The following is a 25,438-nucleotide window of genomic DNA, read 5'->3' as shown; positions in this document are numbered from 1 at the left end:
ACGCATGTGAGGTCGGTCGTTCGTCATGCGACCCGAAGGTGCCGAACCTAGACTTCGGGACACCATGACAAGCCGTGAGGACCTTCGATGAGGTACACGCAGACGATCTCCGGGACGACGTATGAGTTCGACGGCCTCGTCGAACTCATGGCAAAGGCCACACCGCGACGGTCGGGCGACGAACTCGCGGGCTGCGCCGCCTCATCCGACGCCGAACGTGCGGCTGCCGCATGGCGGTTGGCGGACGTCCCGCTGTCGACGTTCCTCGAGGACCTGCTCGTTCCGTACGAGTCGGACGAGGTGACGCGACTGATCGTCGACACGCACGACCGGCAGGCGTTCACCGAGATCTCACACCTCACCGTCGGCGGGTTCCGCGACTGGCTGCTGGAGACCTCGACCAGGCCCGACGCGGCGGAGCGGATCGCCCGCATCTCCCCTGCGGTGACGCCGGAGATGGCCGCCGCGACATCGAAGATCATGCGCAACCAGGACCTGATCCTGGTCGCCGCGGCGATCCGGGTGACCTCCGCCTTCCGCACGACGATCGGCCTCCCGGGCCGGATCGCCACGCGTCTGCAGCCGAACCATCCGACCGACGATCCGCGCGGGATCGCGGCCGCCACACTCGACGGCCTGCTCATGGGATGCGGCGACGCGGTCATCGGGATCAACCCGGCGTCGGACTCGCCGCGCACGACGGCCGACCTGCTGCACATGCTCGACGACATCCGCCGGCGCTACGAGATCCCGATGCAGTCATGCGTGTTGTCGCATGTCACGACGACCGTCGACCTCATCGGACAGGGTGTTCCGGTCGATCTCGTCTTCCAGTCGATCGCCGGTACCGAGGGCGCCAACGCCGCGTTCGGCGTGACGCTGTCGATCCTGCAGGAGGCCAACGAGGCTGGCCGCTCGTTGCAGCGCGGCACCGTCGGCGACAACGTCATGTACCTGGAAACCGGCCAGGGGTCGGCACTGTCGGCGGGTGCACACCTAGGCACCGACGGCAAGCCGGTCGACCAGCAGACCCTCGAGGCGCGGGCATACGCGGTGGCACGTGCACTCGATCCACTGCTGGTCAACACCGTCGTCGGGTTCATCGGTCCCGAGTACCTCTACGACGGCAAACAGATCATCCGCGCCGGACTCGAAGATCACTTCTGCGGCAAGCTGCTCGGGCTGCCCATGGGCGTCGACGTCTGCTACACCAATCATGCCGAGGCCGACCAGGACGACATGGACACTCTCCTCACCCTGCTCGGCGTCGCGGGCGCGGCCTTCGTCATCGCGGTCCCGGGCGCCGACGACGTGATGCTCGGCTACCAGAGTCTTGCGTTCCACGACGCGCTGTACGTGCGCCAGGCGCTCGGCCTGCGTCCGGCGCCGGAGTTCGAGGAATGGCTGGCAAGACTCGGCATGGCCGACGCCGACGGCCGGATTCTCCCGGTCGACCCGGCGGCCTCTCCCCTGCTACCCCTGGCGGCCGGACGATGAGCGACCGAACGATGACCGACCCGGAACACGTTCCGGCAGAGCATGATCCGACCATCGATGTGTGGGCGCCGCTGCGACGGACCACCCAGGCCCGCATCGGATTGGGCCGGGCCGGGAACTCGTTGCCGACGCGACGGGTCCTCGAATTCCAGGCCGCGCATGCGGCGGCTCGCGACGCGGTGCACGACCCCCTCGACGCAGAGGCGTTCGCCGCGACCCTCGCAGATCTCGGGCTCGACGACCCGGTGATCGTCACGAGCCGGGCATCGACGCGAAGCGAGTACCTGCGCCGGCCGGACCTGGGGCGCACGCCGGCGGACCTGTCGCGAATTCCTCGCTCCGATGCCGAGATCGGGATCGTCATCGCCGACGGACTCTCGCCGCGAGCCGTCGTCGACCATGCGCACGGACTGCTTGGCGCACTGCTCGACGCGTTCGCCGGCCGCTACACCATCGCGCCACCGGTCGTCGCCACCCAGGCGCGGGTCGCGCTCGGCGACCACATCGGCGAGACCCTCGGCGTGACCACTCTGCTGGTGATCATCGGGGAACGACCGGGGCTCTCGGTCGCCGACAGCCTGGGCATCTATCTCACGCACCTGCCCAGACCCGGCCGCACCGACGCCGACCGCAACTGCATCTCCAACATCCACCCGCCCGACGGCCTGCAGTACGAGGTGGCCGCACGGGTTGCGGCGTCGCTCGTCGACGGAGCCCGAAAGCTGGGACGCTCGGGTGTCGACCTGAAGGACACGTCGCGTCAGGACTCGCTCACGGTCGACGACCGGGGTGCGATCACCTCCGATTGAGAACGGTCACGAACGCAGGTCGACCACAGATGCGTTCGGCCCGGGCGCATACAGCGCGCCGATCTCGGCGGCGTACTTCGTCGCGATCGGGTTGCGGCGCAACTTCATCGTGGGTGTCAGTTCGTCGCCGCCGGGATCCCATGCGGTGGGCACGATGGTGAACCGCTTCACCTGCTCGACCCGCGAGAGCCTGGTGTTGCCCTCCCGGATCGCCCCGGTGATCTCCTCGACGATCGCCGGATGGGACGACAATTCGGCGAAGCCACCCTGCCCCAGGTTCAGGCGTTTGGCATAGGCCTCGACGGCCTCGGGATCGAGCACCACCAGCGCCGACACATAGGGCTTGCCGTCGCCGATCGCCACGACCTGAGCGATGAGCGACGACACCGCCTTCATCGTGTTCTCGATGTTGGTGGGCGACATGTTCTTTCCGGACTCGTTGATGATCAGTTCTTTCTTGCGGTCGACGATCGTGACGTGCCCGTCGGCGTCGATGGTGGCGATGTCGCCGGTGGCCAGCCAACCGTCGGTGTCGATGGTCTCGGCCGTCTTGTCCGGCTGCTTTCGATAGCCCTTCATCACGACCGGACCGCGGACCAGCAGTTCGCCGTCGGCCGCGAGTCTCACCTCGATACCGCGGATGGGCTTGCCCACCGTGCCGATCTTCAGGTCGTCCGGGGTGGTCATCGTAGAGACGCCCGTCGTCTCCGACATGCCCCAGACCTCGAGCACCGGAAGACCCAGGCCCAGGAAGAACTTCAGCACCTCGGGCGGGATCGCCGCAGCACCCGACCCGGCGAAGTCCACCTCGTCGAGGCCGAGCGCGGCGCGCACCTTGTGCAGGATCAGCCTGTCGGCCAGTTCGTGTCCGATGCGGTCCAGCACACCGAGTTCGCGGCCGGCGAGTCGGGCGTCGGCGGCCTTGGTCCCCATCCCGAGGGCCCACCCCGCGAGGGCCTTCTTGACGGGGCTGGTCTCCTCGCCGAGTTTCGCCTCGATGCCGGCCCGGATCTTCTGCCACACCCGCGGCACCCCGAAGAAGAAGGTCGGGCGCACCTCGGGCAGCGCTGCGGCGATCTCCCGCGGGTCGGGCACGGTGGTGAGCTGGATGCCGCGCACCATGTTCGCCGCGTGCGAGGACACCCGGTCGGCGATGTGGGCGGCCGGCAGATACGAGATCGCCCGGTCGTCGAACCCGGCGTCGACGATGTCGGCGAGCGACGCGAGCTCGGCGATGATGTTGCGGTGGGTGATCTCGACGCCCTTCGGCGGGCCGGTGGTCCCGGAGGTGTAGATGAGCGTCGCGAGATCGTCGGGCTCGACCGCCTGCCATGACGCTACGAAGTCGAACCCCGCGGGCGAAGCGAGTCGCTCGACCTCCTCGAGGGAGAGCGTGGCGTCGGTGTCACCGTCGACCAGGATGATCTTCTCGACGCCGGAGGCCGCGGAGGTGATCACCGGGAGGAACGCCTGCTCGGTGATGACGACCTTGTTCCCGGCGTTGCCGAACAGGTACTCGACCTGGTCCGGCGAACTGGTGTTGTAGATCGAGAACGGGATCGCCCCGAGGTGGAGCGCGGCGGTGTCGACGAGGTGGAACTCCGGCCGGTTGGTGAGCATGATGCCGATCGTGTCGCCGCGCGAGATCCCCAGCGCGGCAAGACCACCGGCGATCGCCTCGACCCGGGTCCCGTACTCCGACCAGGTGATCTGCCGTGTGCCGCCGACGGTACGGATCGCCACCGCGTCGGGTCGCACAGTGATCGTCTGCTGGAACGCGGCGGGAAGGGTCGCGACGTCGACCCCGGTCTCGTGGGGAAAGGTGATCAGGTCCGTTGCGGTCATGGCCCCTCGACTCACGAAGTGGATGTGGTGTGCGCCACATTAGCGAGTCGAGGGGGCCGAGACGGTCGGATCACATCAAACGTCACCCGAACGCAAAATTGCAGGTCACAACTATTTGTCGAGCGACGGAGTCGCACCGACCGGCGACACGGTCCACTTCCCGCCACCGGTCAGCTCCAGCACCTGGGTGTGGTGTTGGTCCGTGGTACTGCGGTGGCTGACAGACACGATGATCGTGTCCGGCAGCTCGGTCCGGATCAGCTGGTACAGCGCGTATTCGAGTCCCTCGTCGACCGCCGAGGTGGCCTCGTCCATGAACACCGCCTCCGGCCTGGTGAGCAGGATGCGGGCGAACGCGACGCGCTGCTGCTCACCCGGCGACAGCACCTTGGACCAGTCCTCCTCGTCATAGAGACGGTCGACGAGGTGCGGTAGGAACACCTTCTGCAGGGCCTCGCGGATCGCGTCGTCACCGACCTCGTCGGGCAGCGCCGGGTAGGCGACGGCGGTCCGCAGGTCACCGAGCGGGATGTAGGGCATCTGCGACAGGAACAGCGTCTTGTTGCCCGCCGGACGCGCGAACTCGCCGTCGATGTACGGCCACAGGCCGGCCAGGCCGCGCAACAGCGTCGTCTTGCCCGCCCCGGACCGTCCCTTGACGACGAGGGCATCGCCCGCGCCGAGCTCCAGGTTCAGGCCGCGGATCAGTTCGTCACCGCTGGGCGTCTTCACGTCGACGTCGGCCAGACGCACCGCACGGTCACGGTCGACGGTCTTGATCTCGGACATCTTGCGGGACCTGGAATCCGCATCGGCGAGACCGTCGAGACGGATGATCGAGGCCCGGAGCCCGGTGAAGTCGTCGTACGACTCCCGGAAGAACGAGAGCGCGTCGTGCATCTCGCCGAACGCCGACGACGTCTGCTGCATCTCGCCAAGATTGATCTGGCCGTCGAAGAACCGCGGCGCCTGCACCAGGTACGGGAACACCACGGCGGTTTGGCTGACGATGAAATTCCAGCCGACGAAGACGATCCGGACGTAGACGATCTGCCAATAGTTCTTGATGACCTCGGCGAAGCGTGCCATCAAGCCCTGGTGCTCGACCTTCTCGCCCCGGTAGAAGGCGATGTTCTCGGCGCCGTCGCGCACGCGGACCAGTGCGTAGCGGAAGTTCGCGGTGAGGCGTTCCTGCCAGAAGTTGAGTCGGATGAGCGGACGGCCGACCAGGAAGGCGATCACCGAGGTCACCAGGACGTAGGTCAGGACCAGCCACATCATCATGCGCGGGATCTCCACGCCGAAGATCGTCACCGGCCCGGACAGCTCCCACAGGATCTGGGTGAACGACACGATCGAGGCCAGTGCGGTGATCACACCGTTGGTCGACGACCCTCCGCCGCCCCACAAGAGTCCCGAGCCCACCGACGCGACATTCGTGATGTCGGCCTGGATGCGTTGGTCCGGGTTGTCCACACCGGGGTGGATGTCGGTGACCTTGCGAGACGGGGTCCGGCGGCGGAACGGGAGGATGCTGCGTGCCAACACGCCGCCGAGGTCGACGAAGCGGTTCCGATAGAACGCGCGGCCTTCCATCCAGTCCGCGGCGGCACCGGCGGTCATCCACTTGCGCAGGTCGATCTCGAAGGCGGCACCGACGTAGATCTCCACCATCGTCCGCACCACGTGGATCGCGGCCAGGATGCCGAACAGGGCCATCGAATGCCAGAACATCTCCTTGCCCTGCTCCAGCACCTGGGACCCCTGGTCCCCGGACAGGGAGAACGACTCGGCTGCGGTCTGCAGGCCGTTGAACAGGTCCCGGCTGAAGTACGAGAACAGCACCGTGACCCGCACACCCGCCAGTGCCAGCGCCGTCAGGAGCACGACGAAGACCCAGGATCGGACGCGGGTGGCGTGCTCGGTGAAGTAGCCCCCGATGATCCGCCACAACGGCCTGCCCCACCGGCTGAACCTGGCGAGCAGGAAGCCAATGACCAGGATCGCCGCCAGCGCGATTCCGGTGGCGATGCCGAGCCACTCAAGGCTCTCCCAGATCTCGTTGCCCCAGTCTCTGCTGTACTCCACGTACGCTCCCTACCGTCGCACGCCGCGACCGGCGGACCGGCTCGCGACGCGACCCGGATGCAGATGTTGAAGTCGAACTTCGGGTCGACACAACGGATCCGGGCCCAACACTGATCCGGCGAAGTCTAACCCGACCCACACCTGCTGTCCGGTCAACCGACCCGCAACGTCCCTGACGGTTCATACGTCAGGACCGGATGTGGTGGGACTCATCAGCGAATGTGTTCTGGCGGGAGATCCGGCGGTGGCCGCACCGGTGTCGGTCCGGTTGCCGGAGCCCGCCGGCGGCGACCGGCCACCGGAGAAGGCCGCGATCTCCCGTGGGACGACGCGGGCCCGCAGCCCTAGGGACGCAGGACCACACCCTGCTGCAACGCGGCCGCCGATGCCGTCTGGGTGAACCGGTCGCCGACGCGGACGACGTACCCGGCGTCCGCATACTCGACGCCGTCCACCTCGAAGGTCAGCTCGCAGCCCACATCGCTTCGGACGAACTCGGTCAGCGAGGTCTTGGCCACCTCGCCACCGGTGGCGTCGTAGATGACGACCCGGGTGCCGCGGGCGATCGGGCTACCGCCGGGGATCTCCGCGGTCTGCGATGCACAGTCGACGACCACCCCGCCCTTCGCGGTGAGGGTCGGGGTGGACACCGCACCGACGACCAGGGCACCGATCGCCAGGACGGCGAGCAGGCTCATCGCGAGGACCGTGCCGATGATGACCGGCACCCTCGTCTTGCGTTGCCAGCTGCGCCGCGGCAACCGTGGTCCCGGATCGAGCCACATCTCGTGCGTCGGCGCCCCGTGCCGGGTGACCGGGTGCGCCGGATGGTCCTGTCCCGTCATGGGAGTCGCTTCACTTCCGCGGCGGGAAGTACTTGATCAGCGCCTCCTGCACGACCGACGTCGCGAGCGTGCCGTCGCGCATCCAGAATCGGCCCGACGCCAGGCCGCGCGAGCCGGTGGCCACCGGCGACCGGGTCGCGTAGAGAAGCCAGTCGTCGAACCGGAACTCGCGGTGGAACCACATCGAATGGTTGACCGTCGCGGCGAACAGCCGGTCGAGGCCCCACGACAGGCCGTGGGTGGTGATGATCGAGTCGAGAACCGTGGTGTCCGACGCGTAACACATTGCGGCGACGTGCATCACGGGGTCGTCGGGCATCACGCCGTCGGCCTTCATCCAGACCCGGTTGTCGGTGAGCTTCTTGCCCGCCTCCTTCGCCTTCCACGACGGCTCGTTGGCGAAGCGGATGTCGATGGGGTGCAAGGCGTTCACGAATGTCGCGATCTGATCCTCGTATCCCTTGAAATGCTCACCGAGAGGCGGCAGTTCCTCGGGGTAGGGCACCTGCGGGATCTCGACCGCATGCTCGAGGCCTGCGCTGTTGTCCTGGAAGGCCACCAGCATCGTGAAGATCTCTTCGCCGTCCTGTTTGGCGGTCACCTGCCGGTTGGCGAAGGACTTGCCGTCGCGGAACCGGTCGACGTGGTACTCCATCGGCTTGCTGACGTCGCCGCCACGGATGAAGTGCGCGTGCAGCGCGTGGATGGGCGGGTTGCCGCGGGTGAGGGTGCGCGACGCCGCGACCACGCCCTGGCCCAGGAGCTGTCCCCCGAACGTGCGCGCGGTGACCTGCTCGGGGTGGTGCCCGATGAACAGGTCGTCGTCCTGCCTGTCGACGTCGAGCAGTTCGAGCAGCTTGCCGAGATCCCCGGTCTGTTCCACGGTCATGCCACACACCCTAGTGACCGGTCGCGGTCCGCGGATGCACCGACCCGAGCGGCCCGGTTCCGGCGGCTCGGGTCGAGGTGGTCAGTGATCCTGTTCGCCGATGCGGTGGACGTGGATCATGTTGGTCGAACCCACCGTGCCGGGCGGGGCGCCGGCGACGATGACCACGACGTCGCCCCTCTCCAGGCGGCCGATCTCCAGCAACTGGTGGTCGACCTGGTCGATCATGTGGTCGGTGGTGTCCACGTGGTCGACGATGAAGGTCTCGGTGCCCCAACTCAGCGCGAGCTGGCTGCGAACCTCCTGGGTCGGGGTGAATGCCAACAGCGGCAGCCGCGAGTGCAGACGCGCCAGACGCCGGACGGTGTCGCCGGACTGGGTGAACGCGACGAGGGCCTTGACCTCCAGTCGCTCGCCGATGTCGCGGGCGGCGTAGGAGATCACGCCGCGCTTGGTGCGGGGCACGTGCGACAGCGGCGGCACGTCGCGCGGGCCGGTCTCGACCGCGCGACAGATCCGGTCCATGGTCTGGACGGTCTCGAGCGGGTATTTGCCGACCGAGGTCTCGCCGGACAGCATGACCGCGTCCGCACCATCGAGCACCGCGTTCGCGACGTCGGACGCCTCCGCACGGGTCGGGCGCGAGTTCTCGATCATCGAGTCGAGCATCTGGGTGGCGACGATGACCGGCTTGGCGTTCTCGCGGGCCATCTGGATGGCGCGCTTCTGGACGAGCGGCACCTCCTCCAGCGGCAGCTCCACGCCGAGGTCGCCGCGGGCGACCATGATCGCGTCGAAAGCGAGGACGATCGCCTCGAGATTCTCGATGGCCTCGGGCTTCTCCAGCTTCGCGATGACCGGCACGCGACGGCCGACGCGGTCCATGACCTCGTGGACGAGTTCGATGTCCGACGGGCTGCGCACGAACGACAGCGCCACCAGGTCGACGCCCAGTTCGAGGGCGAACTCGAGGTCGTCGATGTCCTTCTCGCTCAGCGCGGGGACCGAGACGCTCATGCCCGGCAGGGACAGGCCCTTGTTGTTGCTGACCGGCCCGCCCTCGGTGACGGTGCAGACCACGTCGTCGCCCTCGATCGCGGCGACCTTCAGGCCGACCTTGCCGTCGTCGACGAGCAGCCGGTCGCCGGGCTTGGCGTCCCGGGAGAGCTGCTTGTAGGTGGTCGAGACGCGGTCGTGGTCGCCGGTCACGTCCTCGACGGTGATCCGGACCTGCTCACCGGTCTCCCAGACCGTGGCGCCGTCGCAGCCGTCGAAACGGCCCAGCCGGATCTTGGGGCCCTGCAGGTCGGCGAGGATGCCGACCGCCTTTCCCGCCTCGTCGGATGCCTTGCGCACCCGGGCATACACGGCAGCATGGTCCTCGTGTTTGCCGTGGCTGAAGTTCATCCGGGCCACGTCCATACCCGCAGCGACGAGCTCCTTGAGGCGCTCGTCGCTGGAAGTCGCAGGACCCAGGGTGCAGACAATCTTGGTTCGCCGTGTCACAACATCACCTTAGTCCCGTCGAAGGTGCATCTCCACGTGCCGACCGGCCCGCCGCCGCGGGGCCGTCCGGTGTCCGTGCAGGTGACACACGGCTACTTGCCGGTACGGCTTTCGCGTCACATTTTCTCCCGCGCGTGTCCTCCCCGACGAGGGAGAACACGCGCGACGGGAGTCAGCGCACCGCCAGCGGAAGAGTCGCCGGCCGGACCGGCGAGGGCAGATCGGAGGAGCCGACGAGGAATTCGTCGACGGCGCGCGCCGCCGACCGTCCCTCGGCGATCGCCCACACCACGAGCGACGCACCGCGGTGGGCGTCACCGCACACGAAAACGCCGGGGGCATCGGTCTGCCAGTCACTGCCGCAGGAGATCGCACCGCGCCTGTTCGGCTCGATCCCGAGGTCGTCGAGCAGCTCGGTCCGTCGGACGCCGGTGAAGCCGATCGCGAAAAGCGCGAGCTCGCAAGGTATCTCGAACTCCTCGCTGATCGGGATGATCTCCCGGTTGCCGTCGGCGTCGCGCTGCACCTTCACCTCGGCGAGCACCATCTTGGTGACGTTGCCCGCTTCGTCGCCGATGAAGCGCTGCACCGCAACCTGATAGCGGCGCTCACCGCCCTCGGCGTGCGCGCTGGAGGTGCGCATGATCAGCGGCCAGGTCGGCCACGGCGAGCGGCTGTCGTCGCGTTCACCGGGCAGCTCGGGGTTGTAGTCGAGCTGCACCACCGACGCCGCACCCTGACGGTGCGCGGTGCCGAGACAGTCCGCGCCGGTGTCACCGCCGCCGATGATGACCACGTGCTTACCGGCCGCGGTGATCGGCGACGGGCCGTCGCCCTCGCACTCGCGGTTGGCCGCGACGAGGTGCTCCATCGCGAGATGAACGCCGTTGAGATCACGCCCGGGAACCGGGTTGTCGCGCGCCTCCATGGCGCCGATGGCGAGCACCACCGCGTCGTGTCTGGCCCTCAGGTCCTCCACCGACAGGTCGGTGCCGACGTCGCAGTTGACGACGAACTCGGTGCCCTCGGCGCGCATCTGGGCGATGCGGCGGTCGATGTCGCTCTTCTGCAGCTTGTACTCGGGGATGCCGTAGCGCAGCAGGCCACCGAGCCGGTCGTCGCGCTCGTACACGGTCACGTCGTGCCCGGCGCGTGTGAGCTGCTGTGCCGCGGCCAGACCCGCCGGGCCGGAACCGACGACGCCCACCGACTTGCCGGTCTTCGCCGCGGGCGGCTCGGGACCGATGAGCCCCTCGGCCCACGACTCGTAGGCGATGGTCTTCTCGATGCGTTTTATGGTCACACTGCCGCCGGTGACCTTCTCGTTGATCGACAGCACGCACGCCGCCTCACACGGTGCGGGACACACCATGCCGGTGAACTCCGGGAAGTTGTTCGTGGCGTGCAGGCGGGCGCTCGCCGCGTCCCAGCGGCCGCGGCGGACCAGGTCGTTCCACTCCGGGATCAGGTTGCCCAACGGGCAGCCGGCGGTTCCCGAGTGGCAGAACGGGATTCCGCAGTCCATGCACCGGCGTGCCTGGGTGCTGACCTCCGCCAACTCCTTGGCCGGGTCGTCGGGGTGTGCGTAGACGTCGTCCCAGTCCTGGATCCGTTCGGCGACGGGACGGTACTTCGCCTCCTTCTTCGGGACTTCCAGGAACCCGCGCGGATCAGCCACGTGCCGCCTCCATGATCGCTGAATCGACATCGCGCCCTTCGGCTTCGGCCATGCGGGCCGCGTCGAGGACACGCTTGTAATCGGTGGGCATGACCTTGGTGAAGGCCAGGCAGCGGCGCGGCCAGTCGGCCAGGATCGACGCGCCGATCGCCGAACCGGTGAGCTCGGTGTGCTTGGCGATGATGGCCTTCAGCCACTCGAGGTCGTCGGGGTCGGGCTTCATCAGCTCGACCATCGCCGTGTTGACCTTCGACTCATCGAGGTCGTGGACGTAGGCGATGCCGCCGGACATGCCCGCGGCCAGGTTGCGGCCGGTCGGGCCCAGCACCACCACACGGCCGCCGGTCATGTACTCGCAGGCGTGGTCTCCCACTCCCTCGACGACGGCGGTCGCACCCGAGTTGCGGACCGAGAACCGCTCCCCCACACGGCCTCTCAGGAACACCTCGCCGGAGGTCGCGCCGTAGAGGATCGTGTTGCCCGCGATGACCTGATCCTCGGCCACGAAGAGCGAGTCCGGGTGCGGTGCGACGACGATCTTGCCGCCGCACAGGCCCTTGCCGACATAGTCGTTGGTGTCGCCGGTGAGCTTGATCGTGATGCCCGGCGGCAGGAACGCGCCCAGCGATTGACCTGCCGACCCCTCCAGTTTCACCACGATCGTGTCCTCGGGCAGCCCCTCGGCGCCGTAGCGCTTGGTCACCTCGGAACCGAGGAGCGTTCCGACGGTGCGGTTGACGTTGCGCACCGGCAGTTCCAGCGTGACGGGGTGGGCGTCCTCGAGGGCGCCCTCGGCGAGCTGGATGAGCGTCTGGTCGAGCGCGCGCTCGAGCCCGTGCTCCTGGCCGCGCACCCGCCGGCTCGGGCCCTTGCCCTCGACCTTGCGGAAGATCGGGGTCAAATCGAGGCCCTTGGACTTCCAGTGCGCGAGGGCGGCGTCCATGTGCAGACGGTGCGACTGGCCGATCGCCTCGTCGAGCGTGCGATAGCCGAGCTGCGCCAGGTACTTCCGCACGTCCTCGGCGATGAACCGGAAGAAGTTCACCAGGTGCTCGGCCCGTCCGGTGAACCGCGCTCGGAGCTCCGGGTTCTGTGTGGCGACCCCGACCGGACATGTGTCGAGATGGCACACGCGCATCATGATGCAGCCCTCGACGATCAGCGGCGCGGTGGAGAAGCCGTACTCCTCCGCGCCGAGCAGCGCCGCCATGATCACGTCGCGGCCGGTGCGCAGCGCACCGTCGCACTGGACGGTGATGCGGTCGCGGAGGCCGTTGAGCATCAGCGTCTGCTGGGCGTCGGCCAGGCCGATCTCCCACGGGGTGCCCGCGTGCTTGAGCGAGGTGAGCGGCGAGGCACCGGTACCGCCGTCGTGCCCGGAGATGAGCACGACGTCGGCGTGCGCCTTCGAGACGCCGGTCGCGACCGTGCCGACACCGACCGCGCTGACGAGCTTCACGTGGATGCGCGCCTGCGGGTTGGCGTTCTTCAGGTCGTGGATCAGCTGCGCCAGGTCCTCGATCGAGTAGATGTCGTGGTGCGGCGGCGGCGAGATCAGGGCGACGCCCGGCGTCGAGTGCCGCGTCTTGGCGATCCACGGGTACACCTTGTACGCCGGAAGCTGGCCGCCCTCACCGGGTTTCGCGCCCTGCGCCATCTTGATCTGGATGTCGGTGGCGTTGATGAGGTAGTCGCTCGTCACGCCGAACCGGCCGGACGCGACCTGCTTGACCGCGCTGCGCCGTTCCGGGTCGTAGAGGCGGTCGACGTCCTCGCCGCCCTCGCCGGAGTTCGATCGGCCGCCGATGCGGTTCATCGCGATCGCGATCGTCTCGTGGGCCTCCGCGGAGATCGAACCGTAGCTCATGGCGCCGGTGTTGAAACGCTTCATGATCTCCTCGACCGGCTCCACCTCCTCGAGCGGGACCGGTTCGCGCTCGGCGAGATCGAACTCGAACAGCCCGCGCAGCGTGCCACCCTCGCGCTGCAGGCGGTTCACCTCGTCGGAGTACTTCTGGAAGATGTCGTCCCGGCCGGTCTTGGTGGCGTGCTGCAGCAGGAAGATCGTCTCCGGGGTGAACACGTGCAGTTCGCCCTCGCAGCGGAACTGGTACTCGCCGCCCACCTCGAGCCGGCGGTAGACCTGTTCGGTCGGGTTCTCCGGGAACGCCCGGCGGTGCCGGATCGCGACCTCCTCGGCGATCTCGTCGAGCCCGACGCCACCGATCTGGGTGACGGTGCGGGTGAAGTACTCCTGCACCACCTCCGCCGACAGGCCGACGGCCTCGAACGCCTGCGACGCGGTGTAGGAGCCGATGGTCGAGATGCCCATCTTGCTCATCACCTTGAGCACGCCCTTGCCGAGCGCCTCGATGTAGTTGCGGAACGCCTTGGACGGCGTGACACCGGTCAGCTCGCCCTCGGCGATCAGGTCCTCGATGGTCTCGAGCGCCAGATATGGATTGACCGCGGCGGCGCCGAAACCGATGAGGGTCGCGATGTGATGGACCTCGCGGGCGTCGCCCGATTCGACGACCAGCGCCACGCGTGTGCGCTCCTTGGTCCGCACCAGGTGGTGGTGGACCGCCGAGACCGCGAGCAACGACGGGATCGGAGCATGGTCCTTGTCGCTGCGGCGGTCGGAGATCACCAGGGTGCTGTGTCCCTCGGCGATCGCCTGGCTCGCGCGATGGCGCAGGTCCTCCAGCGCCGCGCGGAGACCTTCGCCGCCCTTGTCGACCTCGTAGAGTGCGCGCAGCACCTTGGCCGACAGACCGGGGTGGTCGCCGTCGTCGTTGATGTGGACGAGCTTGGCGAGGTCGGCGTTGTCGAGCACCGGCCAGTGCAGCAGGATCTGCCGGCACGACGCCGCGGTCGGGTTGAGCAGGTTCTGCTCGGGCCCCATGACGCGCTCCATCGAGGTGACGATCTCCTCGCGGATCGCGTCCAGCGGCGGGTTGGTCACCTGCGCGAACAGCTCGACGAAGTAGTCGTAGAGGAGCCGTGACCGGCGCGAGAGCACCGCGATCGGGGTGTCGGTGCCCATCGAGCCGAGGGGCTCGTAACCCGATGCCGCCATCGGGGTGAGGAGCACCCGGAGGTCCTCCTCGGTGTAGCCGAAGGACACCTGGCGCCGCACGACGGTGTCGTGGTTGGGCTTGTAGACCGGGCGCTCGGGCAGCGTCCGGATGTCGAGCAGGCCGGCGTAGAGCCACTCGTCATACGCCTCGGCGTTCATCAGCTCGCCCTTGATCTCCTCGTCCGGGATGATCCGCCCCCGGGCCGTGTCGACGAGGAACATCCGGCCCGGTTCGAGCCGGCCCTTGCTGATCACGTCGCCCACCGGGACGTCGAGCACGCCCGCCTCCGAGGCGAGGATGATGCGTCCGTCGCGCGTCTGCCACCAACGTCCGGGCCGCAGGCCGTTGCGGTCGAGGACCGCGCCGACGACCGTGCCGTCGGTGAAGGTGACGCATGCCGGGCCGTCCCACGCCTCCATCAGCGACGCGTGGAACTGCAAGAACGCGCGACGCTTGGGGTCCATGTCGGGGACGTTCTCCCACGCCTCCGGGACCATCATCATCACCGCGTGCGGCACGCTCCGGCCGCCGAGATGCAACAGCTCGAGCACCTCGTCGAGCGACGCCGAGTCGGACGCGTGCGGGGTGCAGATGGGGAACGCACGCTTGAGATCGCCCGGGATGAGGTCGGTCTCGAGCAGCGCCTCCCGGGCCCGCATGCGGTTGCGGTTGCCACGGACGGTGTTGATCTCGCCGTTGTGGGCGACGAACCGGAACGGGTGCGCCAGCGGCCACGACGGGAAGGTGTTGGTGGAAAAGCGCGAGTGGACGATCGCGATCGCGCTCGTGCACCGCTCGTCGCGCAGGTCCGCGTAGAACAGCGGCAGCTGCATCGTGGTCAGCATGCCCTTGTAGACCATCGTGCGGCTCGACAGCGACGGGAAGTACAGCCCGGTGCCCGCCTCCTCGATCTCCGGCGTGACCCGCTCGGCCTGCTTGCGGAACGGATAGATGTGGCGGTCGAGGTCGAGGCCGCCGATCCGCTCGGCGCCCGGTTCGGGGTCGACGGTCACGAAGAGCTGCCTCATGTACGGCATGCACTCGACGGCGGTCTTGCCGATGTCGGCGTGCTCGTGGTCGACCGGGACGTCGCGCCAGCCGAGGATGGTGACGCCCTCCGCCGCGGCCAGCGACTCGACACGTTCGATCGCCTTCTCCCGCAACCCCGGGTCCATCGGCAGGAAGCAGATACCGGCCGCGTAGGTGTGGTCCCCGTTCGCGTTGGGTGCGGGCAGCTCGAAGTCCACGGTCGCGCGCAACAACTCGTCGGGCAGCTGGATGAGGATGCCGGCGCCGTCGCCGCTGTTGGCCTCGGCGCCGGCGGCACCGCGGTGTTCGAGGTTCTCCAGGGCCAGCAGCCCGTCGGAGACGATCGAATGCGAACGGCGACCATGAATGTCGGTCACCATGGCGACGCCACACGAATCGGACTCGAGCACGGGGTCGTACAGCCCCTGCTTGGCCGGGAGTGCAGAAAACAGCATCACTACCTCCTCGATCCGAGAAATCGGATCGCTGCTGAGTGTCCACTGGGACAGCGCTGGCCCGAGGAGTAATTGCGCGGCGAGCGAGTGACCGTGCCGAGATCGGTACCGGGCTGAGTCGAAACCGTCGCGACGGGCGTGGCTGCGGACATCATGACCATCGCTGCGAGCGTCGAGGCGGGCGGTACCGGGCGGAGGGAGATCGCGCGTCGGTGATTTCCGATCCTATCCGAACGCCACCCCGAACGCCGGTGTTCGTCGGCTGTGAGAATCGCGACCGGAGTCAACTTCGTCACCTCCGTTCCGTCGTGACGAATACCACGACACCACGTGAACGACTCGCCGACAAGCGGTCTTTTGTTAGTTTTCAGCGATGCTGCTCGACGACGGCCGGGGAGACGCACGGCGCCGGCTGGTGGCCAATACCCGTCTGGCACAAGCGGGTACCGCGATCGGATCGGTGGTGACCGTCTATCTCCTCGTGTTCGCGGAGGGGATCGTCGACTCGCTGCGCCACGCCGGGCGATCGGGGACCGTCGCCGAGCTCTCGGCATCGGTTGCGACATCCGTCACGTGGTTCGTGTGGACGATTCTCGGCGTCTCCTGCGTCCTCGCGGCGTTGCGGGTGCGTCGCCCGCGGTGGCCTTCGCCGGGACGGTGGCCGTGGTCGTCGACCCGGGCACCCACGGAGACCGTCCTCGGCGCCGCGGGGATCGTGGCGCTCGCCTTCTTCGTCGAGGGGGTCGTGACGATTCCCCTCGTCAACCGGCTCGGACTCCTCAACTGGTTCGACACACCGGATGCCACCGTGACGACCGACGTCATCGATTCCCTGGCCGCCGGGATCGGCGAGGAGATCCTCGCCGTGGCGGCCCCGGTCACGGTCATGCGCTTCTACCGCGTCCCGGGACGCGTCGCGATCCCCGTCCTGGTCGCGGCCCGCATGGCCTACCACCTCTATTACGGGTACGCGGGCGTGTGGTGGCTCGCTCCCTGGGCGCTCTGCGTCGCGGTCGTCTACTGGCGCTGGCCCGACATCCGTCTGCTGGGCGCGCTCATCGCGCTGCACGTCGCGTGGAATCTGCAGGGCATCGTCTTCGGCGGCGACCTGATGACCGACCTCGTGATGATCGGGGTCGCCCTGGCATTGTTCGCGGTGGCGTTCGCGATGGACCCGCGGTGGTATCGCAGCCCGGCCCTGCCCATGACCCCGACGACCTCGCTGCGGACGCTGTGGCTCGCACTCCATCCCGATCCGGCCGACACGTCGCGACGGGATCCCCTCGCGACGGCCCACCTCTGGTGGGTGGCCCTCGCGGCGCGCGACCGGTTCCCGCGGGCCCTCGCCGAGCTGACCGTGAACCCGTCGACCTGGGATTTCGATGCAGTCGCGCGGGAGTTGCGCGGCCTGCCGCCGGCGCGCTCGTTGAGCGTGGCCGACGGATACCGTGCGGGTGAGCCGGGCGCCGAGGAGTCCGACGGCGAAGGCTCAGGCGCCGAGGGGCCCGGCACAGCAGGGTCCGGCACAGCAGGGTCCGGCACAGCGGAATCCGACGCAGCGGGGTCCGCCGCCGGATTCGTCGGCGTCGACGTGTTGGGGCCCGAGGGCCCGGGGCGAGCGGAGGTCGTGCGTCGGTTGACCCTGCAGCGGGGGTCGGACGGTCGCTGGAGGGTTCTCGGTCTCGACCACGTTCGGGACCGCTCGTCCGCCGACGATTGATTACGACGACGACTGATTCCGACGACGACTGATTCCGACGACGACCGACCACGACGCCGACTGGCCACGACGCCGGCGAAAGGGGTGCACCGCCCCGAGGAGTCGCCGGTCAGTCCTTGTCGGGTTCGCTCCCCACAGATCCTCTCGCCGCAGATCCCTCGGTCGGGTCGCCGTCGTCCGCGATGCTGCTGTCCGCGATGCTGCCGTCCGGGGTGCTGCCATCCGGGGTGTCGCCGTCCGGGGTGTCGCCGGTTGCGGAGGCCTCCTCGCCGAGGGCGTCTTCGTCACGGGCTTCGTCCGCGGACTCCGTGCCGGCATCCGGTGACGCGGCCGGTTCGGCGTCGCCGTGCTCCGCCTCGGATTCCGCAACGGAAGAGGTCTGGGTAGCCTCGGCGTCTCCCCCGTCCTCGACCATCTCGGCCCCCGACGCATCGGCCCCCGACGCATCGGCCTCCGTCAGATCGGCGTCCGGCGCGAGGGCCTCGGGTTCGGTGGACTTCGGTTCGGCGGCTCCAGAACCGGTCGCCTCGGACCCCGTCGCCTCGGACCCCGTCGCTTCAGACCCCGTCGCCCCGGACTCCGTCGCCTCGGACCCCGTCGCCTCGGATTTCGTCGCCTCAGCCTCGGCGGAGGGCTCCGACACGGCGACCTCCGCTTCACCGGCCTCCGATTCGGTGGCCTCGATGCCGGACACGACCTCGACAGTCTCGTCGTCGGCACCCTCGGGTTCGATCTCGACCGTCTCCGCAGCGTGCACGTCCTCGGGGCCGGCGGCCGTCGGTTCGAGGCCGGCGCTGTCGACCACCTCGGTGTCGGCGTCGAGATCCTCGGCGTCCCAGCTCTCCTCGTACCAGTCGTCGACGTAGCCGGCGACGCCCTGCTCCTCGAGTTCGGCGGCCCGTTCGGGGTGGTACATCTCCAAACCCTGTTCGCGACCCTTCGGCGCCACGACGAAGTAGACGACAGCGCATGCGAACACGATCGCGGCGGTGAACAGATTGGGCCGGATGCCTGCGATGTAGTTGGCGACGGCGGCGCGGTCGTCGCGCAGCATCTCGATGAAGAAGCGGCCCAGGCAGTAGCCGGCGATGTAGAGCGCGAACAGGCGGCCGTGGCCGATGCGGAAGCGCCGGTCGATGAGCACCAGCGCGATCACGACCAGGACGTTCCACAGCAGTTCGTAGAGGAAGGTCGGCTGCACGACCGCGACGACGACGCCGTTCGAGACCCCGTCGATCAGGCCGGGATCGGCGTACCCGGAGTCGTTGACGCGCTCGTAGATCTTCAGGCCCCACGGCAATGTGGTCTCGCGGCCGTACAGCTCCTGGTTGAAGTAGTTGCCGAGGCGACCGATGGCCTGGGCGAGCAGGATCGGCGGCGCGATCGCGTCGCCGAAGGCGGGCAGGCGGATCCCGTTCCGGCGCGCTCCGATCCAGGCGCCGACCGCGCCGAGTGCCACCGCACCCCAGATTCCGAGACCACCGTCCCAGATCCGGATCGCGTCTATCGGGTCCTTCGGGGCGTCGGCGCCGAAGTAGGTCCGCCAGTCGGTGATCAGGTGGTAGAGGCGCCCGCCGAGGAGACCGAACGGCACGGCCCAGATGGCGACGTCGAGGACCTCGCCCTCCTGACCGCCGCGCGCGACCCAGCGTCGGTTGCCCCACCAGACCGCGACGATGATCCCCACGATGATGCAGAGCGCGTACGCGCGCAGCGGGAACGGTCCGAGATTCCACACGCCCTGGGGCGGACTGGGAATGTAGGCCAGCATCGTCGAAGTCGGCGCCATCACGGTGTCACCCTAACCGACGTCGGCGTCAGGACGGTCGGGTCAGCAGCGTGTCAGACCGCGGCGTGACGCGAGCGCACGCCCTCGGCGAGTTCTGCGGTCAGCGCGGCCAGGCGATCCTGACCGGCCTTGGCCGCCGTGACCAGCGCCGAACCGACGATGACGCCGTCGGAGTACGAGGCGATCTGCGCGGCCTGCGCACGGTTGCGGACGCCGAGGCCGACGCCGATCGGGATGTCGGAGTACGCGCGCACCCGGGCGCACAGCTCGGGCGCCATGTCCGACACCGCGTCACGGGCGCCGGTGACACCCATCGTCGACGCCGCGTAGACGAAGCCGCGGGAGGCGTCGACGGTGAGCGCGATGCGTTCGTTGGTCGACGAGGGAGCGACCAGGTAGATGCGGTCGAGGTCGTGTTGGTCCGACGCCTCGTGCCACGCGCCGCCCTCCTCGGGGATGAGGTTGGGCGTGATGACCCCGGAACCACCGGCGTTCGCCAGGTCGCGGGCGAAGTTGTCGACGCCGTACTGCAGCACCGGGTTCCAGTAGCTCATGACGACGGCGTTGCCGCCGGCGGAGGCGATCGCCTCCACGGCCTTGAACACGTCGCGGACCCGCACCCCGTTGGTGAGCGCGATGTCGGCGGCCTCCTGGATGGTCGGGCCGTCCATCACCGGGTCGGAGTAGGGCACGCCGACCTCGATGATGTCGCAGCCCGCCTCGACCATCGTCTTGAACGAGGTCAGCGACTCGTCGACGGTCGGGAAGCCGACGGGCAGGTAGCCGATGAGGGCGGCGCGGTTCTCCTCGCGGCACTTCGCGAAGATCGGTCCCGTCTTGGACGCGAAGACGTCCGCACTCATGCCTGTCCTCCCTGCTGTCCGCCGGTCACGCCGGCCTCGTTCTGCGACGGCGGCGGATCGAAGAGCCCGAACCAGCGTGCGGCGGTGTCGACGTCCTTGTCGCCGCGGCCGGAGAGGCTGACGACGATGATCGAGCCCTCGCCGAGTTCCTCGCCCAGCTTCAGCGCGCCGGCCACAGCGTGCGCCGACTCGATGGCCGGGATGATGCCCTCGCGACGGCTCAGCAGCGCGAGCGCGTCCATCGCCTCGGTGTCGGTGATCGGCCGGTACTCGGCGCGGCCGATGTCCTTGAGGTGAGCATGCTCGGGACCGACGCCCGGGTAGTCGAGACCCGCCGAGATCGAATGGGATTCGATCGTCTGGCCGTCCTCGTCCTGCAGCAGGTACGAGTACGCGCCCTGGAAGGCACCGGGGGTGCCGCCGGTGAATGTCGCCGCGTGACGGCCGGTTTCGACGCCGTCGCCTGCTGCCTCGAAACCGACGAGGCGGACACCCTCGTCGTCGATGAACGGGTGGAAGATGCCGATGGCATTGGAACCGCCACCGACGCAAGCGGTCACGGCATCGGGCAGGCGTCCCGTCTTGTCGAGGATCTGCGCCCGCGCCTCGAGGCCGACGACGCGCTGCAGGTCGCGGACCATGACCGGGAACGGGTGCGGTCCGGCGGCGGTGCCGAAACAGTAATAGGTGTTGTGCGCGTTGGTGACCCAGTCGCGCATGGCCTCGTTGATCGCGTCCTTGAGGGTGGCCGAGCCGTTGTCGACGGCGACGACCTCCGCGCCGAGCAGGCGCATCCGGGCGACGTTGAGGGCCTGGCGGTCGGTGTCGACTCGCCCCATGTAGATCACGCACTCCATGCCCAGCAGCGCGCAGGCGGTCGCCGTGGCGACGCCGTGCTGACCGGCGCCGGTCTCGGCGATGACGCGGGTCTTGCCCATGCGCTTGGCGAGAAGCGCCTGTCCGAGAACGTTGTTGATCTTGTGCGAGCCGGTGTGGTTGAGGTCCTCACGCTTGAGGAAGATGCGCGCTCCCCCGGCGTACTCTGCGAGTCGCGTGGCCTCGTACAGCGGCGACGGACGGCCGGCGTAGTCGCGCTGCAGCCGGTCGAGTTCGGCGAGGAAGTCGTCGTCGTTGCGGACCTTGAAGTAGGTCGTGGTGACCTCGTCGATGACGGCCATCAGGGCCTCCGGCACATGCCGGCCGCCGTAGACGCCGAAGTGGCCGCCCTCGTCGGGCTCGATCGACGTACGGGTCGTCAACCCGGTCGACGCCGGGGGCAGAACGGTGGTTTCGGGGGAATCAGGGTGGGCGGTCACAACATCTCACAGTCGATCGGGCCGACGACGACATGGACCGAACACGGCCCCGGATCGTTTGTCAGCGAACAGGTTTCGGGCACGACGGGTGGGTGCCGGCGGTGACGAGCTCACGCACCGCGGCGCGCGGGTCACCACTGGTGACCAGCCCCTCCCCGACCAGGACGGCGTCGGCGCCGGCGCCGGCGTAGGCCAGCAGGTCGGCGGTGCCACGCACACCGGACTCCGCGACCCGGATGACCTCGGTCGGCAGACCGGGGGCGATGCGGGCGAAGGTGTCGCGGTCGACCTCGAGGGTCTTGAGGTTGCGGGCGTTCACGCCGATCACCGATGCACCGGCCTCGAGGGCGCGGTCGGCTTCCTCCTCGGTATGGACCTCCACGAGAGCGGTCATCCCGAGGCTCTCGGTGCGGTCGAGCAGCGACGCCAGCACGTTCTGCTCGAGGGCGGCGACGATCAGCAGGATGACGTCGGCGCCGTGGGCGCGGGCCTCGTGGATCTGGTACGGACCCACGATGAAGTCCTTACGCAGGACCGGGATGTCCACGGCCGCGCGAACGGCGTCGAGATCGGCGAGCGATCCGTGGAAGCGGCGCTCCTCGGTCAGCACGCTGATGATGCGGGCGCCGCCCTCCTCGTAGGCCTTGGCCAGCTCGGCGGGATCACCGATGGAGGCCAATTCACCCTTCGATGGGCTGGCGCGTTTGACCTCGGCGATCACCCCGATACCCGGCTGGCGCAGCGCCGCCATGACATCCCGGGGAGCGGGGGCCTTGGCGGAGGCAGCCTTTACCGCGTCGAAGTCGACGACCGATTCGCGCGCGGCGACGTCGGCCTTGACTCCCTCGATGATCGACTCGAGAACGTTGGGCATGCTCACAGCGACTCCGCTCCCTTTCGCTAGTCGTGTGCTCTCAGGGTAGACCGGGCGACCTCTCGACCCACGGCCGGGTTCGCCGATCCGAGACGACACCGCAGCGGCGACGACGCCGTGTCGGGTGTTACCTGCATCTCACACCGCCTGCCGCACGATTCCCACCCGTCGCGCGCTCAGCGGGCGTCGGGGTCGGTCGGATCGGTGGGGTCGATGCCGGTGTCGAGAGCGTCCCACATCATGCGCTCGTTCGCCCCTGTCGATCCCTGGTCGTCGGTGCTGCCCTTCGCGGCGTCGTCGCCGGACCCGGAGCCGGTCTTCTCCGCGGCCTCGGCCCGCTTGCGACGCTCGTGCTCGGCGAAGATCTCCTTCTCGAGTTTCTCGCGTCGCGCCGCGGGGGTCGTGTACTTCGACGTCGACGCCGCGCCGCGCGCCACCCGCAGCAGCATCACCGCGGCGGCGACGGCGCATGCGGTGCCCAGGAGCACGAGCAGGGCGGGCGGCGTCCTGGCGTCCACGAAGAGCACGACGTACCGGTCGGGGATGTCGCCGGCCTCCGCGGCGTAGTCCGAGTCTCCGCCGCTGGTGAGCAGCGAGACCGCCGGGAACGCGGCGAGCACGCCGCCGACTGCGACCAGGATCGCTACGACGCGTAACGCCCAGCCCCGCACCGCGAGCACCGCGACGATCCCTGCGAGGTAGACCAGTGCCAGCGGGGTCAGCCAGGGGCTCCAGTCGGCACCCGTGACGTCGAACGCGCGCTGCGGCGACAGGCCGTCCTCGGCGGAGACGGTCGCCCAGGTGAGCCGGCTCGCACCCCAGAACGCCGCCGCGGTCGCCGCCATCAGGATCGCGGCGACCAATTGCGGCCGCCGTGACGGCCTGGCCGCGGTGTCGGCGCCCGACTTCGCGGTGGGCTGGTCGGCGGGTTGTCCGGCCGGTTGTTCGGCAGGGGTCACGACTGCTCCTCCGCCGGGTTCTCGCCCACCCGGCGCATCGTCGACGCCGCGGCCACCGCGTTGAGGACCGCGGTGGCCTTGTTGCGGGCCTCGTTGTATTCGTACTCGGGCCGGCTGTCGGCGACCACGCCGCCACCGGCCTGGACGTAGGCCTTGCCGCGCGCGAGCAGTGCGGTGCGGATGGCGATCGCGGTGTCGGCGTTGCCGGCGAAGTCGAGGTAGCCGACGATGCCGCCGTACAGGCCTCGCCGCGTCTTCTCGTGCTCGTCGATCAGTTCCATCGCGCGCACCTTCGGCGCGCCGGTGAGGGTCCCCGCCGGGAAGCACGCGGTCACCGCGTCGAGGGCGTGCTTGTCCTCGCGCAAGGTACCCGACACGGTCGAGACCAGGTGCATGACGTGGCTGTAGCGCTCGATGTGCCGGTAGTCGCTGACCTTCACCGTGCCCGGCACGCAGACGCGGCCGAGGTCGTTGCGACCGAGGTCGACCAGCATGAGGTGCTCGGCGTTCTCCTTCTCGTCCTCGAGCAGGCCCTTGCCGAGCAGCTGATCCTCCTCCTCGGTCGCCCCGCGCCAGCGCGTGCCGGCGATCGGATGGGTCGTCGCGACCCGGTCGGCGACGGTGACGAGCGCCTCGGGACTGCTGCCGACGATGGTGAACGGCTTGCGCGCGATCGCGTCGGGTGCGGCGGTGTCGCTCTCGGCCTCGGTGCCCGGCATCCGCAGCAGGTACATGTACGGGCTCGGGTTGGAGGCCCGCAGCACGCGGTAGACGTCGAGCGGATCGGCCTCGGTGTCCATCTCGAAGCGCATCGACGGCACCACCTGGAACGCCTCGCCGGCCTCGATCTCACCGACCAGGCTGGTGACGATCTCGCTGTACTCCTCCAGCGTGCGCTGCGCGGTGTAGTCCGGCTCGGGCCGGTCGAACACCGACACGGTCGACGGCGCGGGCGCGGCGAGCGCCTCGGTCATCCGGTCCAGGCGTGCCACCGCGTCGGCGTAGGCCTGCTCGACCCGCTCGTCGGAGCCGTCCCAGTTCACCGCGTTGGCGATCAGGGTGATCGTGCCCTCGTGGTGGTCGACGGCGGCCAGGTCGGTGGCCAGCACCATCATCAGGTCCGGCAGGCCGAGGTCGTCCACGGTCGTCTCCGGGAGACGCTCGAGGCGGCGCACCATGTCGTAGGCCATGAACCCGACAAATCCGCCGGTCAGCGGCGGCATCCCGGGCAGCGGATCGGTCTTGAGGATGCGCAACGACTCGGCGAGCACCGCCAGCGCGTCGCCGCCCTCGGGGGCGCCGACCGGCACCGACCCCCACCAATGCGCCTGTCCGTCGACGACGGTCAGGGCCGACGGCGCACCCGCACCGATGAAGGACCAGCGCGACCAGGAGCGGCCGTTCTCCGCCGATTCGAGCAGGAAGGTGCCCGGACGGTCGCCGGCGAGCTTCCGGTACGCCGACAGCGGTGTCTCCGAGTCGGCGAGGACCTTGCGCGTCACCGGCACCACGCGGTGGTCGCGGGCGAGGTCGAGGAACTCCTCGAGGCTCGTCGTGTGAGCTCCGGTCGCGGACGTCACGCCGGTCATCCGAGCGGCTCGCCGCCGACGCCCCACTGGGTACGGGGTACCTCGGTGATCGTCACCCAGACCGAGTCCGGGTTCTTGCCGGTGGCCTTGGCGTACGCCTCGGTCACCGCCGCGATCGTCTCGCGCTTGACGCGGTCGGAGAGTCCGGGTGTCTGCGAGATCTGGATGAGGGGCATACAGCGTCACCGCCTTTCGGGTGTGATCACGATGAAGACTATTGTGCGGAGTCCGGTCGGGCCTCGACCCCGAAGGGCAGCGACTCGGTGTCGAAGCAGCTGTGATTGCCGGTGTGGCAGGCCGCGCCGACCTGGTCGACGACGAGCAGGACGGTGTCGCCGTCGCAGTCGAGGCGGGCGTCGTGCACGTACTGGGTGTGGCCGCTGGTCTCGCCCTTCACCCAGTACTCCTGCCGGGACCGGGAGTAGTACGTCGCCTTGCGGGTGGCGAGGGTGCGCTCGAGCGCGGTGTCGTCCATCCACGCGACCATCAGCACCTCGCCGGTGCCGCGTTCCTGCGCGACCGCGCAGAACAGCCCGTCGGCGTTGCGCTTGAGGCGCGCCGCGAGATCGGGATCGAGTGCCATCAGAGTTCTCCTGCCTGTGCGCGC

18 protein-coding genes are annotated in these 25,438 nt (G+C 68.9%); 3 read left to right on the top strand and 15 right to left on the bottom strand.

Translation table 11 applies throughout. The annotated features are described in order from the left end of the window. The first annotated feature begins 87 nt into the window (after positions 1 to 87). Entirely contained in the window at positions 88 to 1,497 is a 1,410-nt protein-coding gene (locus ABFT43_RS19150; protein ID WP_347961881.1) for an ethanolamine ammonia-lyase subunit EutB, read from the top strand. A gap of 11 nt (positions 1,498 to 1,508) precedes the next feature. Further along, on the top strand, positions 1,509 to 2,306 hold the full coding sequence (eutC, locus tag ABFT43_RS19145) for an ethanolamine ammonia-lyase subunit EutC (RefSeq protein ID WP_006899589.1): 798 nt from the start codon (positions 1,509 to 1,511) through the stop codon (positions 2,304 to 2,306). 6 nt (positions 2,307 to 2,312) lie between these two features. On the opposite strand, the gene ABFT43_RS19140 is transcribed toward eutC, so the two are convergent. The 7 genes from ABFT43_RS19140 to gltB all read right to left on the bottom strand — a co-directional run bounded on the left by ABFT43_RS19140 (position 2,313) and on the right by gltB (position 15,721). Continuing rightward, entirely contained in the window at positions 2,313 to 4,151 is a 1,839-nt protein-coding gene (locus tag ABFT43_RS19140; RefSeq protein WP_347961880.1) for an AMP-dependent synthetase/ligase, read from the bottom strand. 111 nt (positions 4,152 to 4,262) lie between these two features. Further along, positions 4,263 to 6,239, bottom strand: coding sequence for an ABC transporter ATP-binding protein/permease (locus ABFT43_RS19135; RefSeq protein ID WP_347961879.1), 1,977 nt, complete (start codon positions 6,237 to 6,239; stop codon positions 4,263 to 4,265). A gap of 344 nt (positions 6,240 to 6,583) precedes the next feature. Beyond that, on the bottom strand, positions 6,584 to 7,084 hold the full coding sequence (locus tag ABFT43_RS19130; RefSeq protein WP_347961878.1) for a hypothetical protein: 501 nt from the start codon (positions 7,082 to 7,084) through the stop codon (positions 6,584 to 6,586). Between the two features lie 10 nt (positions 7,085 to 7,094). Then, positions 7,095 to 7,973: an acyl-CoA thioesterase gene (locus ABFT43_RS19125; protein WP_347961877.1), complete on the bottom strand. Its 879-nt coding sequence runs from the start codon at positions 7,971 to 7,973 to the stop codon at positions 7,095 to 7,097. Positions 7,974 to 8,054: 81 nt separating this feature from the next. After that, entirely contained in the window at positions 8,055 to 9,479 is a 1,425-nt protein-coding gene (gene pyk, locus ABFT43_RS19120; RefSeq protein ID WP_347961876.1) for a pyruvate kinase, read from the bottom strand. A 172-nt stretch (positions 9,480 to 9,651) separates the two neighbouring features. Continuing rightward, positions 9,652 to 11,157: a glutamate synthase subunit beta gene (locus ABFT43_RS19115; protein ID WP_347961875.1), complete on the bottom strand. Its 1,506-nt coding sequence runs from the start codon at positions 11,155 to 11,157 to the stop codon at positions 9,652 to 9,654. Next, on the bottom strand, positions 11,150 to 15,721 hold the full coding sequence (gene gltB / locus ABFT43_RS19110; protein WP_347961874.1) for a glutamate synthase large subunit: 4,572 nt from the start codon (positions 15,719 to 15,721) through the stop codon (positions 11,150 to 11,152). Before gltB ends, ABFT43_RS19115 begins: the two co-directional genes overlap by 8 nt. Before the next feature lie 373 nt (positions 15,722 to 16,094). Between gltB and ABFT43_RS19105 the strand changes: the two genes are divergently transcribed. Further along, on the top strand, positions 16,095 to 17,441 hold the full coding sequence (locus ABFT43_RS19105; protein ID WP_347961873.1) for a CPBP family intramembrane glutamic endopeptidase: 1,347 nt from the start codon (positions 16,095 to 16,097) through the stop codon (positions 17,439 to 17,441). A gap of 109 nt (positions 17,442 to 17,550) precedes the next feature. Here the strand turns inward: ABFT43_RS19105 and lgt are convergent, their stop codons facing one another. The 8 genes from lgt to hisI form a co-directional block, all read right to left on the bottom strand. Then, entirely contained in the window at positions 17,551 to 19,233 is a 1,683-nt protein-coding gene (gene lgt, locus ABFT43_RS19100) for a prolipoprotein diacylglyceryl transferase (RefSeq protein ID WP_347961872.1), read from the bottom strand. A 50-nt stretch (positions 19,234 to 19,283) separates the two neighbouring features. Next, positions 19,284 to 20,093, bottom strand: coding sequence for a tryptophan synthase subunit alpha (trpA, locus tag ABFT43_RS19095; protein ID WP_347961871.1), 810 nt, complete (start codon positions 20,091 to 20,093; stop codon positions 19,284 to 19,286). Further along, positions 20,090 to 21,409, bottom strand: a complete 1,320-nt coding sequence (gene trpB / locus ABFT43_RS19090; RefSeq protein ID WP_347961870.1) for a tryptophan synthase subunit beta — start codon at positions 21,407 to 21,409, stop codon at positions 20,090 to 20,092. Before trpB ends, trpA begins: the two co-directional genes overlap by 4 nt. A gap of 61 nt (positions 21,410 to 21,470) precedes the next feature. Continuing rightward, positions 21,471 to 22,289, bottom strand: a complete 819-nt coding sequence (gene trpC, locus ABFT43_RS19085) for an indole-3-glycerol phosphate synthase TrpC (RefSeq protein WP_347961869.1) — start codon at positions 22,287 to 22,289, stop codon at positions 21,471 to 21,473. Between the two features lie 170 nt (positions 22,290 to 22,459). Then, entirely contained in the window at positions 22,460 to 23,242 is a 783-nt protein-coding gene (locus ABFT43_RS19080) for a TIGR02234 family membrane protein (RefSeq protein WP_457590185.1), read from the bottom strand. Then, on the bottom strand, positions 23,239 to 24,831 hold the full coding sequence (locus ABFT43_RS19075) for an anthranilate synthase component I (protein WP_347961868.1): 1,593 nt from the start codon (positions 24,829 to 24,831) through the stop codon (positions 23,239 to 23,241). Before ABFT43_RS19075 ends, ABFT43_RS19080 begins: the two co-directional genes overlap by 4 nt. Continuing rightward, positions 24,828 to 25,007, bottom strand: a complete 180-nt coding sequence (locus ABFT43_RS19070; RefSeq protein WP_005196179.1) for a tautomerase family protein — start codon at positions 25,005 to 25,007, stop codon at positions 24,828 to 24,830. Before ABFT43_RS19070 ends, ABFT43_RS19075 begins: the two co-directional genes overlap by 4 nt. Positions 25,008 to 25,045: 38 nt before the next feature. Beyond that, a complete protein-coding gene (gene hisI, locus ABFT43_RS19065; protein ID WP_347961867.1) occupies positions 25,046 to 25,414 on the bottom strand; it encodes a phosphoribosyl-AMP cyclohydrolase in 369 nt (122 codons plus the stop codon). Positions 25,415 to 25,438 lie beyond the last annotated feature (24 nt).

The sequence above is a fragment of the Gordonia aurantiaca genome, from assembly GCF_039939235.1.
Taxonomy (GTDB): Bacteria; Actinomycetota; Actinomycetes; order Mycobacteriales; family Mycobacteriaceae; genus Gordonia.
Note: the sequence above shows the minus strand (reverse complement) of the source record. Positions and strands in the feature narration are given on the sequence as shown.